Origin of the sequence: Vibrio sp. 10N.286.48.F5, assembly GCF_041469785.1 — a bacterium.
Classification (GTDB): domain Bacteria; phylum Pseudomonadota; class Gammaproteobacteria; order Enterobacterales; family Vibrionaceae; genus Vibrio; species Vibrio crassostreae_C.
This window is the reverse complement of sequence record NZ_JBFRLG010000005.1, coordinates 1-16,218: the sequence shown is the minus strand read 5'-3', so window position 1 is coordinate 16,218 and position 16,218 is coordinate 1. Positions and strand designations below refer to the sequence as shown.

The following is a 16,218-nucleotide window of genomic DNA, read 5'->3' as shown; positions in this document are numbered from 1 at the left end:
ACGTAATACGTCATTACTTAGCAACCATAACCATCGCTGGGCGAACCACACGACCGTTTAGTTCGTAGCCTTTTTGCATCACAAACATAACCGTGTTTGATTCGTGATCTGGGCTTTCTTGAATAGACATCGCTTGGTGGAATTCAGGGTTGAACGCTTCACCTTCAGGGTTGATCTCTTTAAGACCAAACTTAGCAACTGTGTCTACGAACGTTTTGTGCGTTAGCTCAACACCTTCATACAGTGGCTTAACCACTTCGTTTTCAGCGTCTGCTGCTTGCATTGCACGCTCTAGGTTGTCGATTACAGGAAGCAGACCTTCAGCAAACTTGTTCAAAGCGAATTTACGCGCTTTATCAATTTCTTGTTCGCTACGGCGACGCATGTTTTCAACTTCAGCTTTCGCGCGAAGAACAGAATCTTGCTGCTCTTTCACTTTAGATTCACTAGAAAGCAGTGCAGCTTCCAGTTGAGCGATTTTTGCTTCCTGCTCATCAGCAGCGTCTTCATTCAGTTCAGCTTCTTCAACTTTCTCAGCTTCAGCGATGATCTGATCTAGCTCTGCTTCGGTTACTTTGTTTTCTTCGTTGCTCATGATATCTCCAGAATTCGTTTTCAATGCAAGTGACAGGCGTGTTTGCACCCCAAATTGATATAAAACACTCGCATAGACGTTCAACTTGCCTTTATTATGGGGATGAAGAATTTTGATTCAAGCCTAATTCGTTTGGAAACGTTATGAAAAAGCCATTTGAAGTCATCGCCATTATCGGTAAACCTCGAGATCAGCAAGCAATTCAGACTCATAGAGAGCTCTATCAGTGGTTAAGTGCTGAGGGTTATCAAGTGTTTGTTGATGACAGACTCGCCACTATTTTAGACGACATCCCAAAAGAACATTTTTCTAGCCTGATTGAATTAGGTAAACGCTCCGATCTCGCCATTGTGGTCGGTGGTGACGGAAACATGCTCGGTGCGGCTAGAATCTTGTCACGTTTCGACATTTCAGTGATTGGTGTTAACCGAGGTAATCTTGGTTTCCTAACCGATCTCAACCCTGAAAACTTCCAGAGCGCGTTGACTGATGTTCTCAAAGGCGAGTTCATGGAAGAAGAGCGCTTCTTACTTGAAACGGAAATTCATCGTCACGGCCAGATAAAAAGCCACAATGCGGCACTTAATGAGGCAGTACTGCACCCCGGACAAGTGGCGCACATGATCGAGTTCGAAGTGTATATCGATGATAGCTTCGCCTTCTCACAGCGCTCTGATGGCTTAATCGTCTCAACACCGACAGGTTCTACCGCCTACTCGCTTTCCGGCGGCGGCCCTATCCTGTCATCAAGCCTAAATGCTATCTCACTCGTGCCAATGTTCCCGCATACCCTTTCAAGCCGCCCATTAGTGGTGGATGGCAAGCGTCGTATTAAGCTTATCGTATCGCCTGATAACCGTGGAACTCAGGAGGTGAGCTGCGATGGTCAAATCTCACTGCCTGTTTCTCCTGGTGATGAGATCCACATTTACCAAAGCCCGAATGTACTTAAGTTGATCCATCCTAAAGACTACAACTACTACCATGTTCTACGTAACAAACTAGGTTGGTCGAGTAAGCTGTTCTAAAAGAATAAACGCTCCAGTGGTAACCGAAAATTTGAAAGGCTGACGACATTCGTCAGCCTTTTTATTGCCAGTAAAAGCCCGTCGGCTCTAGCTTCTCTGCAGTTCCTTATACCTCCACTCCCAAGAGGGAGGAACGACTGAGTTGGGAATCTATAGCGGTTTCAGTGATCTACGAACAACCTCAATTCTGATAACGGTCGCAAAAAATTTTCACCTGTCGACTTTACTGTATAAAGAAACAGTATATACTGAACTTATATACAGTATTGTTCAGTTATACAGGTAAATAAAAATGCTGGCTCATTTAAGTGTTAATAATTTCGCTATTGTTAAGTCTTTACAGCTAGAACTATCTAAAGGCATGACAACAATCACCGGGGAAACTGGTGCGGGTAAATCTATCGCTATCGATGCTTTAGGCTTATGTCTTGGGGGAAGATCCGATGCAGGAATGGTTCGACAAGGTGAAGAAAAAACCGAAGTCAGTGCCGCTTTTTTACTTGAGAACAATCTGCATGCAACCCGCTGGTTAGAAGACAACGAATTGCTTGATGGCAGTGAGTGCATCCTGCGCAGAACCATCTCAAAAGAAGGTCGTTCTCGTGCATTCATCAACGGTAGCCCTGTCCCTCTTTCGCAATTGAAATCACTTGGACAACTGTTGATCAACATCCATGGTCAACACGCGCATCACCAGTTGATGAAAAGCGATTATCAAATGGCCATGCTTGATCAATACGCAGGCCACTTGAACCTATTGAAATCGACACGTAATGCTTACCAAGCATGGCGACAAGCGGATAACCACTTAAAAGAGTTACGTGAAAATAGCCAGCAAAACCAAGCTCAAAAACAACTTCTTGAATACCAAATCAAAGAGTTAAATGAGCTGTCTATTGGGGAGGAAGAATATGAAGACCTCGAACAAGAGCATAAGCGCCTCTCCAATAGCGGAGAACTGGCCACAACCTGTCAGCAAGCTATCGAGCTTATTTATGAAGGCGAAGAAGTTAATGCGCTTGGTATTCTGCAATCGGCCAATAACTCCTTAATTCAGTTAGCTGAGCTAGATGAAAGATTGGCCGAGTTACCGAACTTGCTTTCTGAAGCCATTATTCAGATCGAAGAGACCAACAACGAGTTAAGAACCTACCTAGACAGCATTGATGTTGATCCCGGTCGTATGGCTTACGTTGAGGAGCGTTTCTCTAAAGTGATGTCGATGTCTCGTAAACACCACGTGTTACCTGAAGAGCTGTATAAGCACCATCAAGACTTACTACAACAAGTTGAAGCGCTTGATTGCTCTGATGAAAAATTGGAAGAACTGGCCAACGAGGTAGAAAACCAATACCAATCGTTCGTTGCTAAATCAGAGAAGCTTCATAAATCTCGAACTCGTTACGCAAAAGAGCTCAACAAGCTGATCACGCAAAGCATGCACGAACTGAGCATGGAAAAAGCGCAGTTTGCCATTGAAGTGAACAACACCAACACACACCCTTCTCCATTGGGTATGGATAACGTGACCTTCATTGTTTCGACCAACCCAGGCCAACCAATGCAGCCGATTGCGAAAGTGGCCTCTGGTGGTGAGTTATCACGAATCTCACTGGCGATTCAGGTGATCACAGCGCAAAAAGTGGATACACCAAGCCTGATTTTCGATGAAGTCGATGTGGGTATCAGTGGACCAACCGCTGCGGTTGTCGGAAAAATGCTACGTAAGCTGGGCGAATCGACACAAGTTATGTGCGTGACTCACTTACCTCAAGTTGCCGGTTGCGGTCACCAACAACTTTTTGTAGCGAAGAACACTAAATCAGGTAAAACCGAGACTCAAATGCACACGCTTGATGAGCAACAACGCGTTTCAGAGCTTGCTCGACTGCTTGGTGGCAGCCAGATTACCGAATCGACGCTTGCCAATGCAAAAGAGTTATTAATCGCAGCATAGGTTACATATTCAGCAACTTTCTGATAATTTACCGAAAATTCTTGGCAATTTTGCAACTTAATTCAAAATTGCCAGTCATAACAAGCTCAAAGCGCAAGGAGCTTTTTACTTCTTGCTGGAGCTTGTTTATTATCAGGCAGTATTTTAGCGAAGAAAGATCTCAAACTATGCGAATTAAAAAGTGGTTAGTTGCAGTTCCACTTGCACTAACAATGTTGACCGGTTGCTCTCTATTAGAGAAGTTGGTTTATCGAATTGACATCAATCAGGGTAACTATGTTGAACAGGAAGCTGTCGATCAGCTCAAGTTTGGCATGACAAAAACACAAGTTCGTTACGTTATGGGCTCACCTATGCTTATCGAAAATGGCTACCCAGATACGTGGTACTACATTTACCACCACACAAAAGGCCATGAAGACTCGATTCAAAAAAATCTTGTTGTTAACTTTGATGCAACGGGCACCTTAGTGACGATCAATGGTGATTTTGAAGCCAGTGATGAATTCTTCGAAAGCCTTCGCTAGCTTTCCAGTCAACAAAGCTCTCGGCCGATAAAGCTATCAGTCGACAAAACTATCCGTCGACAAAGCAAGAATCGCAAAAGCCTGCTCACATGAGCAGGCTTTTTAATATCTGCTAACAAATTAGCTGCGTTGTCTAACCAACAGGTACAAAAAAGCTCGCCAATATAGCGAGCTCTCTTCTTAGTCAAACTGGTTTAGCATTACGATTTAGCCGCTGCTGCTTTCGCTTGCTCGGCACGCTTACGGCGAATCTCTTTTGGATCGGCTAACAGTGCACGGTAGATTTCGATACGGTCTTTATCACGAACCGTCGCATCTAGCTTAACGTTACGGCTGAACACGCCAACCTTATTTTTCGCTAAGTCGATTTCTGGATACAGTTCCAAAACACCAGACTGCGCAATAATCTCTTCCACAGTCGCGTTTTTGTTCACCACCAAGGTAAACACACGCTGTTCGTGCGGAAGCGCAAACACAACCTCTACGTGGATCATATCTGATTCAATAGTCATGGCTTAGTAAACCTGTTTCGCTCGTTGAGTAAAAGCACTGACCATATTGCTTGTCAGTTCATTGAAAATCTTGCCAAATGCCATTTCAATCATTCGACTAGAAAATTCAAACTCTAGTTTAAGTTCAACCTTACATGCTTGGTCGTCTAGAGGAGTGAAATACCAGCCCCCCTCCAGCTTCTTAAACGGGCCATCTACCAGCTCCATTAAAATTTCAGCACCATCCGCCATTCGATTCGACGTAGTGAATGTTTTACTGATACCAGCTTTAGAGACATCAACCGAAGCCACCATCGCGGAATCTGAAGATTCGATCACACGAGAACCAGAACATCCTGGCAAAAACTCAGGATAACGAGCAACATCATTGACCAAGCTGAACATCTGGTCGGCACTAAAAGACACTAATGCTGAACGAGTAACCTTTGGCATATAGACTCCTGTTAAAGACAGCGTTACATTAACACAAACTGCAATTTTAATTGTATTGGGCCAGAGCGCAAATAAAAAGGATTCCCCATCTAGGGCGCATTCCGTATAATGAGGCCATTATGGCAAAGAATAAATCAAAATCAAAAGCCGGTAGTAATACCATTGCGCTTAATAAGAAAGCTCGCCACGAATATTTCATCGATGATGAGATAGAAGCGGGGCTTGAGCTACAAGGCTGGGAAGTAAAATCCCTACGTGAAGGCAAAACCAATATCGCAGAAAGCTACGTATACATCCGAGATGGCGAAGCATTCATCAGTGGTATGACGATTACTCCGCTAACTCAAGCGAGTACTCATATCGTGGCGAACCCAACACGTATCCGTAAACTATTAATGTCGAGAAAAGAACTCGACAACCTTATCGGTCGTATTAACCGTGAAGGCATGACGCTTGTCGCAACCGCACTTTACTGGTCTCGCTCTTGGGCGAAGATTAAAGTTGGCGTAGCGAAAGGTAAAAAGCTGCACGATAAACGTACTGATATGAAAGAAAAAGATTGGGCGAGAGATAAAGCACGAATTATGAAGAGTAATTTGCGTTAATTTTAAGCACTTAAACGCACAGTGCTAGACAGGGTAAGCTTTTCTGGTACTATGCAAATAACACTTGGGGCTGATTTAGGATTCGACAGGAATTTTGAAGTCTGAGGTGCATGCCGTGGGGCGGTTGGCCACGTTAAAAGCCGCAAAAAAATAGTCGCAAACGACGAAAACTACGCACTAGCAGCTTAATAACCTGCTCAGAGCTCTCTTACCCTAGCTTCCGCTCGTAAGACGGGGACCAATAAGAGATCAAACCCAAACTAGCTAGCGCGGATTCTCCCACCTGAGAGGAAAAGCGCGAATTATAATTCAGGTTAGCCTTTAACTAGCGTGTCGGTTCGCAGGTTGCTGGTGAAATTAAAGATCGACTAAGCATGTAGTACCAATGATGAATGATTTTTGGACGCGGGTTCAACTCCCGCCAGCTCCACCAATTCTACATTTAAAGACGTCCCAGGGCGTCTTTTTTTGTATCTATAGCAATGTAAAATCAATAACTTAGTATCCAATAGCATCTCAAGAGGTTTCACTACATCTTTGACTTTTAGTAACCATTGTAGGAACCTTAGTATTGTGTTCCTAACTTTTGGTTCCTAAACATGCCTAGACAAACCAAACCGCTCAGTGCGACAGAAGTAAAAAACGCCAAGCCTAAAGAGAAAGAATACAGTCTCGTTGACGGACAAGGCCTGAAATTAAGAGTTCTACCAAGTGGCTCTAAACAATGGCAACTTAATTACTACCGCCCAACAAACAGAAAGCGCGCCAATCTCAACTTAGGACGCTACCCTGATGTTTCTCTTGTACAAGCGCGAAAAAGTGCTCAAGAAGCAAGAGAGCTGATCGCACAAGATATAGATCCTCAAGAACACAAAAAGAAAAAACTACAGGAACACATAGAAGTTCATGAGCATACATTTTTGAATGTGTCTAAAGAGTGGTTTGAAATCAAGAAACACAATGTTACTTCTGACTATGCTGTTGATATCTGGCGCTCTCTTGAACTACATATTTTTCCTTATCTATCCGATACACCAGTTAAACAAATTACAGCTCCACAAGTTGTAGATCTCCTCAGACCCATAGAGGCCAAAGGTAGCCTTGAGACCGTTAAGCGACTAATTCAGCGCCTTAATGAGGTCATGGGGTATGCTGCTAACTGTGGTTTTATTCCGGCCAGCCCACTTAAAGATATTCATAAAGTATTCAAAAAACCAAAAAAAGAACATATGGCAGCACTGACACCCGCAGAACTCCCAGAGCTCATGGGAGCTATCGCCAATGCCAGTATAAAGCGTACTACTCATTGTTTAATTGAGTGGCAACTTCATACCATGACACGTCCCTCTGAAGCCTCAGGCGCTAGATGGGATGAGGTTGAGTGGGAAGAAAAGATATGGACCATTCCAGCCGAGAGAATGAAAAAAAGAAGAGAGCACCGCATCCCGCTCACAGAGCAGATGCTGGCGCTATTAGAAGTTATGAAGCCGATAAGCGGCCATCGTGAATTTATCTTTCCTTCAGATCGCGATCCAAAGAAACCATGTAACAGCCAAACGGCAAATATGGCTCTAAAACGTATGGGGTTTGCAGGAAGATTGGTTAGTCACGGTCTAAGATCGCTAGCGAGTACTACGCTCAATGAACAGGGCTTTGACCGTGACTTAATCGAGGCATCACTAGCCCACGTTGATGATAACCAAGTACGTAGTGCTTATAACCGTACTGACTACCTTGAACGCCGCCGACCAATGATGAGCTGGTGGAGTGAGCATATAGAAGAGGCCGCCAAAGGCAGCCTCTCTGTAACGGGGACTAAACAGTTGAAAGTTATCTAAATTTAACCGATGAAGATAAATAATAAAGGCTGCACCACTTTATTTGTGTATGCAGCCTGTAACAGATTACAAACTATTGCTATCTAGGTAATGGAGGCAAACCAAGTTCTTTAAGGAAGCTATTATGTTTGTCTAAGGCTTCATTGATATCTTTTTCAATATCAACGAGCTTCTTATGTTCTGCTTGTAAATCCACCTTAGCTTCAGCTTTAGCCGTACTTACGTATCGCGAGATATTCAAGTTGAAATCATTCTTCTCGATCTCTTCCATTGAGACTCGGCGAGAATAGCGTTCCTCTTGATCTCTAAACCTATAAGTATCAACTATCTTTTGAATATCTTCTGGGCGAAGCTTATTCTGACGCTTACCCTTTTCGAAGTTCTCTTCATCACTAGCGTTGATAAACAAAACATCGTCATACTTCTTACATTTTTTGAGCACTAAAATGCAAACAGGGATACCTGTTGAGAAGAACAGATTCGAAGGTAGACCAATAACAGTGTCAATGTGCCCATCTTTTAATAGCTTGCTTCGTATGCGTTGTTCCGCTCCACCTCTAAACAAGACACCATGAGGCAGGATAATAGCCATCGTGCCTTCATCACTTAAAAAGTGGAAACCATGTAAAAGAAAAGCAAAATCAGCAGCAGATTTAGGAGCTATACCGTGATTTTTGAAACGAAAATCTTCTTTAAATTCAGCTCTATCTGACTCCCATCGATAACTAAATGGAGGGTTAGCAACTACAGCATCGAACTTAAGCTTTTTAGCTGGGTTCTTTTCATTCAGTAGATCCCAATCATTTAATAGTGTATCCCCATGGAAAATATCAAATTCAGTATCTTTTACTCCATGAAGCAACATGTTCATACGAGCTAAGTTATAGGTGGTGATATTTTTTTCTTGTCCGTAAATCTTACCGATGCTACCACCAGCCTTAATAATATTATTTCGTATATTCAGCAGTAGAGAACCCGACCCACAAGTAAAGTCTAAAACCTTACTCAAATTTTTCTTTCTACCAGCTCTAGGTTCTTGGCTATCTAGAGTTACTATTTCTGACAAAATGCTTGATACAGGTTGAGGTGTATAAAACTCCCCTGCTTTTTTACCACTATTTGCGGCAAATTCGCCAATAAGATACTCATACGCATTGCCTAATGTATCAGTATCCATTGAGAACTGAGCTATACCTTCCGAAGTTTTTTGGATAATTGCACATAGCTTTGCATTACGATCTGATGGCTTTTTCCCTAACTTTTCTGAGTTTAAATTGATCTCAGAGAACAAGCCTTGAAAGCTACTATTAAAGCTTTCATTTTCAATGTACTTAAACCCTTCTTCTAGAGTTTTAAGTAGCTCACCATCTTGGATTCTTGCCATTTCAGCAATACTTGACCACAGGTGTTCAGGCTTAATAATATAATGTAGTTTTCGACGCATTTGTTTTTCGAAGACAGCGACATCATCAGCATTACTTTTATACCAAATAGCTAACGGTGAAAGTTTTACTGTTCTCTTAACTTCCTTTCCATCTGGTAGAGTCTCTGTAACCTCTATCTCTTTTACTTCAGGGTAATCTCGCCCTAATTCTTTCTTAGCTGCTGCTTCAAAGTTATCTGACAAGTAACGTAAAAAAAGAAATGACAGCATATAATCGCGAAAGTCATCAGCGTTCATTGCACCACGTAGAGTATCAGCGATACCCCATAAAGTTTTACCTAATCGATTTAATTCTTCTTGTGTCATAAATAATTCGCTTAAAATTTAAAGTGGTACACTTCGACTAACTTTTTGAAAACTTTTTTAAAATCAGCTTCTTCATTTGAATTCATCATTTCAGTCTGATAGTAATAAGGTGTTTTATGTGAATGAGTATTTATAACTTCTAACAGTGCTTCGATATTATCTAGTTCTAGTTTAGATAATAACCTCCCCAAACGAGGATCCCCTAAAAACGAAGACACATTTTCCAGTAATTGCCTAAGTAATGAAAAATGATAGGTATAAAGCTGAGTTTTCATAGCTTCTTTCAATAGCTGTAAGAGGTGTAAATGATACAAAAAAACATTCCTATTAGGAGTATCTAAAACAACTCCATCTTCTGAAGACTTTAATATTCTACATGCTGTTAAGTTTTTATACTTTCCACTTTCCGCTCCTTTGGTTAAACGGTTAGCAAGGATGGAGAACAGACCTATATGGTGTGTCGTGATTATGATTTTTTTCTGAGAATAGTGTAAAGCTATTTGATCAAAAATAGTATCCGCCGTAACAAATATATTATTCTCATCCATACTAGAAACAGGATCATCAATAAAAATATGCGCATCTTGCTCATTTGACCAGCCATCCACATCAAACAAAGCAAGATAGAAACACCATACAAAAATACTTTCCTCCCCTCTAGATATCTTTATAGGGTTGACTTCATCTTCCAGTGTATAAAAACTTATCGACTCAATTCCTTTCTCAACATTCTCATACAAGTTAAACTTAAATCTAAAACGAACATTATACAGAGATAATATATCTTCAACCGATTTCGGATCATCAGAAAGAAAACTATGAAACTGGTTTAGATTGCTGTATATAAGTGATAATTTAATATCTAAACCATTATTTTTTTCATCATTGTCCCATTGAAATAAATCCTCACTATATGCGTTATAATATACACCAGCATGTTTATTATCATTTCTTTCTTTGGTGATATTTTTATAAGCTACTGATAACTGAGTTTTACCTGTTCCATTAAAGGCATAAATAAGAACTACTGGCTCATCCATTTCCGTTATTTGGTTTGCCACTTCAATTAAACTCATGACTCCACCCCTTCCAGTGAAGGAAATAACTTCTGCATGAGCCCTTCTTTATATTTTTTTAAAGTTTCAATTTTCATTTCTTGCCGTTCAATCAAGTCATCTAACGAAAAAATTATATTTACGATTTCTTGTTGTTCATCTTCTTCTGGAATGAAAACTTCAACCTTATCAATAATTACTTTAGAAAGACTGGGAACACCACCAGCCTCATTCAGCTTTAGCCAATCTATATTTTGAAAAAGCAAATAAACAAATTCTGGAATACAGCTTTTAAATGAATGTGTATAAAAAAGAGTATCCACAGTCCAAAATTTTCCGTCTAGGAGCATTGGTCTATTGATCGTTCCTTTTCTACCTATACATGCACTTTTACCCTCGTATAAGTAATCATTAACTGAACGCATATAACCACCTGTACCGTAAACTGGAATATCACCATCTTCTAAATGCTTATGATCTTTACCACTTCCGATCTCGAATAGTTTAGAAAATGTTGTCTTTTCCCAATCTTCAAAAAATCCATCAAGCCTTAAATCAGGTACACTTTTCCCACCTTCTGGAAACAAATTTTGCATTAAGCCTTTTTTGTGTAGTTTTAACAAATTTAACTTTTTAGCGTTCGATGAAATCAAATCATCCATCGAGGATAGACAGCCAGAAATAGCTTCTTGTTCCAAACGAGATGGAATAAATATTGATATATTTCTTAGATTATCATTATATAACCTTGAAATAACGTTACCATCACCAACCCAATTTACATTTTGATAGCAATAATACAAAAATTTGTTAATTACCAACTTTTCATCATTATCAATCCAAACAATATTTGAATCTTGAAAATAAGACTCCTCACCATCAAAAACGACTAAGCGTCCAATAGTTCCTGATGCAGAAATAAGAATATCCCCCTTTTTGGGATAAGAGTATTTCTTCTTATATTTCTCAAACACATCACGACTTATAAAAGCGTCCGCTACTTTCCCAAATGTTCCTATTTTATAGAATGGAATCTCACCTACAGAAGACGTTTCACTTTTAAGAATTCTTTTACACATAGAAACTTTACCTAAAGTTCCTAGTTTTTCTGCTTTCCAGTTGTTACCTTCCAAAAACTGAGGAAATCTAAATTCAGGAACTAAGGTTTGATTTTCAATCTTACTCATATGCTGCTAATCCCGAAATCTCACGCCCTTGGGCTAGTTTATGAAGATAAGGAACCAAGTCTTCCATTAATGCTAACTCTTTCTTCGTACGTTCTTTCCAGCCAAGTTCTAATGGTTCCAACAGATCCCCTAGCTTCTCGCCATCAAAAATCATTCGTCCCATAATTCCATCAACAAATGCTTGTAAACTCTCAGTAGTTAAACCGTGCTTTATAGCCATATCATTTAGTTCTCTGGTAGCCTTTTTCATTTTAAATGCTTGGTAACCAGCGTGAATTTGTGACACATTCAATGCTTCACCAGAAGGTAGACTATGTATATAAGCAATTAATTCATCTCGTTCAGATATCAGATTCGATTGCGAACAAATCAAATCGATGAGTTGCTGACGCGTCATGCTTTGCTTACTTGTTCCCTGAGTCGATTTAGCAATTAATCCCATGATGTAGTCATAATCGATTAAAGCAGATGCAAACAACACAAACTCAAACTCTAGCTGTTCGACCTCTTCAGGCAAGTCTCCTGCCCCTTTATTCGTGTCTAGCTTGCGTTTCAAGTCTTTGGCTGTTTCTAAATATGCTCCTTTAAAGCCACGTAAGGTATCAATCGGTAATGTCTCTGCTACCTGAGCTTTCTGTTCGTCATCCAGTTCTGTGTACTGCTCTAGTTGGTTCTTAAATTTTTGTACTTCTTTGAAGTGATTAATAAAAGAAGCTCTTTGCGCGTCACCTTGAAGATTGGTCACTTCTGAAGGCTCACATGCTAAGCCTTGCTTTTGCATAAAGGCTTCTAGCTTATCGACCGCTGCTTTATATTTTTCAACGACAACAGGCGCAGGATCTACCAACCAAATCTGTTCAGCCCCTTCTTCTTTTTTACCAGAGAAAAGTTTAATCGCTTCATTGACTTCTTTTTCTTGACCTCGGAAATCTAAAATATTTCCCCAAGGCTTACTATCATTCAATACACGGTTAGTACGTGAAAATGCTTGTATAAGACCATGGTGTTTTAGGTTCTTATCCACGTATAAGGTGTTCAGGTATTTGGAGTCAAAACCTGTCAATAACATATCAACAACGATGACAATATCGACCTTGTTTTTATGTGGATAATCAGCATTTTCGTATTGCTGATCTTTAATCCGTTGCTGAACATCTTGGTAATAGAGGTCAAACTCATTAATAGTATGATTCGTTGAATACTGATGGTTGTAGCTATTAATAATATCGATTAGTGCTTGCTTCTTACGCTCAGGCTCAACTTCGTTATCGGCTTTTTCTTGTGGTAGATCTTCCTGTAATTGCTGGATATCTTTCACATTTCGAGCGAGTGTATTTAAATCTGAGTTTTCTTTGTCCTTATCACTAAGCTGAGCTGGTGGCGAAAACACACAAGCAATATTTAACGGAATATAGTCTTCAGATTCTGACGCTTTAAGCTCTTGCTGGCTCTTAAACTCTTCGAAGTATTCAATCGCATGGTTGATAGAAGCCGTTGCTAGAATGGCATTGAATCGACGGTGATTCGTCACAGCATCATGTTTCTCTAATATCTCTTGAACGACAGCCCGTGGTGGTGGTGTAACTCTTGTCACCGCTGCTTCAGCTTCATCATTGCTAGCGTCTGCTCGTTGCTTGCTCTCAGAATGTTTGCCAAAAAAGTCAATATGGAAGCTTAGAACGTTCTTATCTTCAATTGCATGAGTAATCGTATAGTGGTGTAGCTCTTGTTCAAAGATACTCTCAGTAGTTTTAAAGGAACCCACATTGCCATCGATTTGAGTATACGTTGAGTTTTTCTCGAATATAGGAGTACCCGTAAAGCCAAACAGTTGTGCTTCAGGGAAAAACTCTTTAATCGCTTTATGGTTTTCACCAAACTGAGAGCGGTGACATTCATCAAAGATAAAAACAATACGTTTATCTCGTAATGGTTCTAATCGCTCTTTGAAGGTTTTCTTACCCTCTTTCAATTTACTCTGGTTGCGCTTGCTGTTTTCATCTAACGCTAAGCCGAGTTTCTGGATCGTTGTAACGATGACTTTATCCGCATAGTCTTCTGACAACATACGACGAACTAACGTTTCTGTATTGGTGTTCTCTTCCACACAGCCATCTTGAAACTTGTTAAATTCTTCTCGGGTTTGACGATCCAAGTCTTTTCTGTCAACCACGAACAAGCACTTTTCAATATCAGGGTTATCTTTAAGTAACGTTGACGCTTTAAACGACGTTAGTGTTTTACCTGATCCTGTTGTGTGCCAAATGTAGCCATTTCCTCGCCCTTCATGGATACAGTCAACAATAGCTTCCACCGCATATATTTGATACGGACGCATAACCAGAAGCTTTTGTTCCGACTGAACTAGTACCATATAGCGGCTAATCATTTGACCGAGAGTACACTTCGCTAAGAAGGCATCAGCAAAGTCATGTAAGTGAGAAATTTTACGGTTATTTTCATTAGCTAGTTGATAAACAGGTAAAAAACGCTCATCGGCATTGAAGCTAAAATGCTCATTACGGTTGTTAGCAAAGTAATAAGTGTGGTGTTCATTGCTAACAATAAACATCTGAATGAAGCACATCAGTGTATTGGTATAGCCATTGCCAATATCGTTTTTGTAATCAACGACTTGTTCCATAGCTCGGCGAGTCACAATGTCATAAGCTTTCAGCTCAATCTGCACCGTAGGTACGCCATTGATCAATAAAATCACATCGTAACGGTGATTGCTTTCATCCGTGTTCATGCGTAATTGGTTGATTACTTCAAACTCATTTTTACACCAGTCTTTGATATTCACTAAGGTGTAATGCAGCGGTGTGCCGTCCTCACGCTGAAAGTAGCCGCGTTCACGCAGCGTTTTAGCAGCTTCAAAGACATCAGCCGTAATGATGTCTTGATACAAGCGCTCAAATTCATTGTCAGTAAGGCTTACAAAGTTTAACGCCTCAAATTTTTCACGAAAGTTCTGCTTCAAGACTCGATCTGTTCGGATATCTTTACGGTATGAATACTTCAGATCGCCCAGCTTATCTATGAGCGCTTGTTCAATTTGTGCTTCTTTCGTTATCATTTTTAGCTACCAAATACATAAATGAATAAATGCGTCATTACAACGACTTGTCTCGACGGTTTAGCATTGTACCCTAACCGCTCCTATCTATGAATCGAATGGGGTGACTGAGCACGCTTTCTGGTTAACTTGCAAACAGTAAGTTACATGCAATCTCGACATGCGCCATCCCTTACTCTTTTCATTATCTATCTAATCCTCGATAAAATTAGTGCTTTCCAAGATTTCCCGATTAGGGAATCCTCCTTCAAACATTCCCAAACTGCTGTTTCAACAAGGTTCAGACTAACTCACCGAAACAAAAAAAACTCAGGCATATATTATCTTCGTGCATAGCTGAACTATCGCATAACTATCTGCGGCACAGAGCACACTAAATGATAAACACTGTAGTTTCTTCTTTATCAATCTCTGGTGCCATCAGTCCAATATCAGCACGCCAACCTTGAACACTCAATTTACTACTCGAATATTATTTTCTAACCATCCGTTTCATAAGCTTTTGATTATATAAAGCTAGCCATGGATAGAACCTTTGATTCAACATCTTCCTAGGAAACTCACATGCCAACACTAAACTTCACTTCAACCTCATTACCCGTATCCAAGCAGTTTCATCAGCTATTAAGTGAGCACTGTCAAACGGTATTAACTTTAGATAGCTTAGAAACCACCAGCCAACGCTTGACTATTTGCTTCCGTGATAAGCACTATAGCGCTGAAAGCGGTGGTTGCCACCCTGTTGAAATTGGCCTCAACATAACCAATGAAGCAAACGTGACAATCATTTACATCACTGATTTCGCTTATGTAGGAAATCACTACCCAGAGTTAAAGCGCCACATTGATTTCGATTTTAGTCACCAACTCTATTTCACCGTTGAATCGGGGTGGCAACGTATCCACTCATCAGAAGTTGAAGATCTGTATCGAATGTGGGAGCAGGAATTTATTAGCCATGTGCAAGACGGGAAGTATGATGATATAAAAGCCATTCTCCAATGTTCTTCCTGTAAGCCCCATACAGCCACAGTAACTTTGAGGGAATTCAAATAACGATTAATTACTTATCCTTAATTCTCCCTATTGATCGTTTATTCGCTCATCGCGTTCAGCAACCCTATCAGTCACCCAGTCTTGTACTTCACTTTCCACCCAAGCTACTGCCCTATCCCCTAGGCTGATGGACTGAGGAAATTGATCTTCATTCATTTTTCGGTAAATCGCTGAACGGCTCAGTGCTGTCTTTTGCATTACTTCTTTTAGCTTCAGAAATCTCATGGGACGTCCTCCTATGCTGTGTGTTCCCATGGGATTGACTGGCACGTAGAAAAATACCTTTTTATCTCCAACTATTTACCTACTGAATTTTACGGATTAAGTGAACCAATTAGTTTCCAATCATCAAACACGTCCCAAGGCATTAAGATCCGATGACCACACAAAAGGAATCACTTGTTGGCTCAGCCAACAAGTGATTCATTATCGTTATAACTGACCATTCGCCACTGCGAGAGCGTATCTATAAGCGGCATCTTTTCCTGCGGAGCAAGCTGCGACTTTCCTCACCTCAATTTGTTTATCTGCACTTCGTTTATCCACTAGCTCCCAAAGATCTTGATGAGCTATCGGTTTTTTATTTGCTTTACGCCA

14 protein-coding genes, 1 other RNA gene and 1 pseudogene are annotated in these 16,218 nt (G+C 40.5%); 7 read left to right on the top strand and 9 right to left on the bottom strand.

Translation table 11 applies throughout. From position 1 onward, the window contains the following. Positions 1 to 13: 13 nt before the first annotated feature. Entirely contained in the window at positions 14 to 595 is a 582-nt protein-coding gene (gene grpE / locus AB4185_RS05545) for a nucleotide exchange factor GrpE (RefSeq protein WP_017069543.1), read from the bottom strand. Between the two features lie 143 nt (positions 596 to 738). Here grpE and nadK point away from each other — a divergent pair, with 143 nt between their 5' ends. The 3 genes from nadK (at position 739) to bamE (ending at position 4,107) form a co-directional block, all read left to right on the top strand. Beyond that, the gene (nadK, locus tag AB4185_RS05540) at positions 739 to 1,623 is read left to right on the top strand and encodes an NAD(+) kinase (protein WP_372135089.1); all 885 of its coding nucleotides are present in this window, start codon (positions 739 to 741) and stop codon (positions 1,621 to 1,623) included. Positions 1,624 to 1,915: 292 nt separating this feature from the next. Then, positions 1,916 to 3,580 (top strand): DNA repair protein RecN, encoded by a 1,665-nt coding sequence (recN, locus tag AB4185_RS05535; RefSeq protein ID WP_017059862.1) that lies wholly within the window; start codon positions 1,916 to 1,918, stop codon positions 3,578 to 3,580. A 167-nt stretch (positions 3,581 to 3,747) separates the two neighbouring features. Beyond that, positions 3,748 to 4,107: an outer membrane protein assembly factor BamE gene (bamE, locus tag AB4185_RS05530; RefSeq protein ID WP_010438918.1), complete on the top strand. Its 360-nt coding sequence runs from the start codon at positions 3,748 to 3,750 to the stop codon at positions 4,105 to 4,107. A gap of 200 nt (positions 4,108 to 4,307) precedes the next feature. Here bamE and AB4185_RS05525 read toward each other — a convergent pair whose 3' ends face one another. Together AB4185_RS05525 and AB4185_RS05520 are read right to left on the bottom strand one after the other, a co-directional pair. After that, positions 4,308 to 4,619, bottom strand: a complete 312-nt coding sequence (locus AB4185_RS05525) for an RnfH family protein (protein WP_004735158.1) — start codon at positions 4,617 to 4,619, stop codon at positions 4,308 to 4,310. A gap of 3 nt (positions 4,620 to 4,622) precedes the next feature. Next, entirely contained in the window at positions 4,623 to 5,051 is a 429-nt protein-coding gene (locus AB4185_RS05520) for an SRPBCC family protein (protein WP_010438915.1), read from the bottom strand. A gap of 119 nt (positions 5,052 to 5,170) precedes the next feature. On the opposite strand from AB4185_RS05520, the gene smpB reads away from it, so the two are divergent. From smpB to AB4185_RS05505, 3 genes are all read left to right on the top strand, one after another. Next, the gene (gene smpB / locus AB4185_RS05515; RefSeq protein ID WP_004735156.1) at positions 5,171 to 5,656 is read left to right on the top strand and encodes an SsrA-binding protein SmpB; all 486 of its coding nucleotides are present in this window, start codon (positions 5,171 to 5,173) and stop codon (positions 5,654 to 5,656) included. A 66-nt stretch (positions 5,657 to 5,722) separates the two neighbouring features. Next, positions 5,723 to 6,089: a transfer-messenger RNA gene (ssrA, locus tag AB4185_RS05510) on the top strand. Between the two features lie 166 nt (positions 6,090 to 6,255). Beyond that, positions 6,256 to 7,494, top strand: coding sequence for an integrase domain-containing protein (locus AB4185_RS05505; RefSeq protein ID WP_372135087.1), 1,239 nt, complete (start codon positions 6,256 to 6,258; stop codon positions 7,492 to 7,494). A gap of 79 nt (positions 7,495 to 7,573) precedes the next feature. Here AB4185_RS05505 and AB4185_RS05500 read toward each other — a convergent pair whose 3' ends face one another. Genes AB4185_RS05500 through AB4185_RS05485 form a run of 4 tightly spaced genes read right to left on the bottom strand, consistent with a single transcriptional unit; the run spans position 7,574 to position 14,565 of the window. Next, entirely contained in the window at positions 7,574 to 9,244 is a 1,671-nt protein-coding gene (locus AB4185_RS05500; protein ID WP_372135085.1) for a type I restriction-modification system subunit M, read from the bottom strand. Between the two features lie 11 nt (positions 9,245 to 9,255). Beyond that, positions 9,256 to 10,320, bottom strand: coding sequence for an AAA family ATPase (locus AB4185_RS05495; protein WP_372135083.1), 1,065 nt, complete (start codon positions 10,318 to 10,320; stop codon positions 9,256 to 9,258). Further along, on the bottom strand, positions 10,317 to 11,486 hold the full coding sequence (locus tag AB4185_RS05490; protein WP_372135081.1) for a restriction endonuclease subunit S: 1,170 nt from the start codon (positions 11,484 to 11,486) through the stop codon (positions 10,317 to 10,319). Before AB4185_RS05490 ends, AB4185_RS05495 begins: the two co-directional genes overlap by 4 nt. Next, positions 11,479 to 14,565: a type I restriction endonuclease subunit R gene (locus tag AB4185_RS05485; RefSeq protein WP_372135079.1), complete on the bottom strand. Its 3,087-nt coding sequence runs from the start codon at positions 14,563 to 14,565 to the stop codon at positions 11,479 to 11,481. The genes AB4185_RS05490 and AB4185_RS05485 overlap by 8 nt, the downstream gene beginning before the upstream one ends. A gap of 564 nt (positions 14,566 to 15,129) precedes the next feature. Here AB4185_RS05485 and AB4185_RS05480 point away from each other — a divergent pair. After that, on the top strand, positions 15,130 to 15,621 hold the full coding sequence (locus AB4185_RS05480) for a DUF2787 family protein (RefSeq protein ID WP_372135077.1): 492 nt from the start codon (positions 15,130 to 15,132) through the stop codon (positions 15,619 to 15,621). A gap of 27 nt (positions 15,622 to 15,648) precedes the next feature. On the opposite strand, the gene AB4185_RS05475 is transcribed toward AB4185_RS05480, so the two are convergent. Both AB4185_RS05475 and AB4185_RS05470 read right to left on the bottom strand, forming a co-directional pair. Next, positions 15,649 to 15,876 (bottom strand): AlpA family transcriptional regulator, encoded by a 228-nt coding sequence (locus AB4185_RS05475; protein WP_372135111.1) that lies wholly within the window; start codon positions 15,874 to 15,876, stop codon positions 15,649 to 15,651. A 177-nt stretch (positions 15,877 to 16,053) separates the two neighbouring features. Continuing rightward, a pseudogene (locus AB4185_RS05470) lies at positions 16,054 to 16,218 on the bottom strand (ribonuclease HI); the annotation flags it as partial.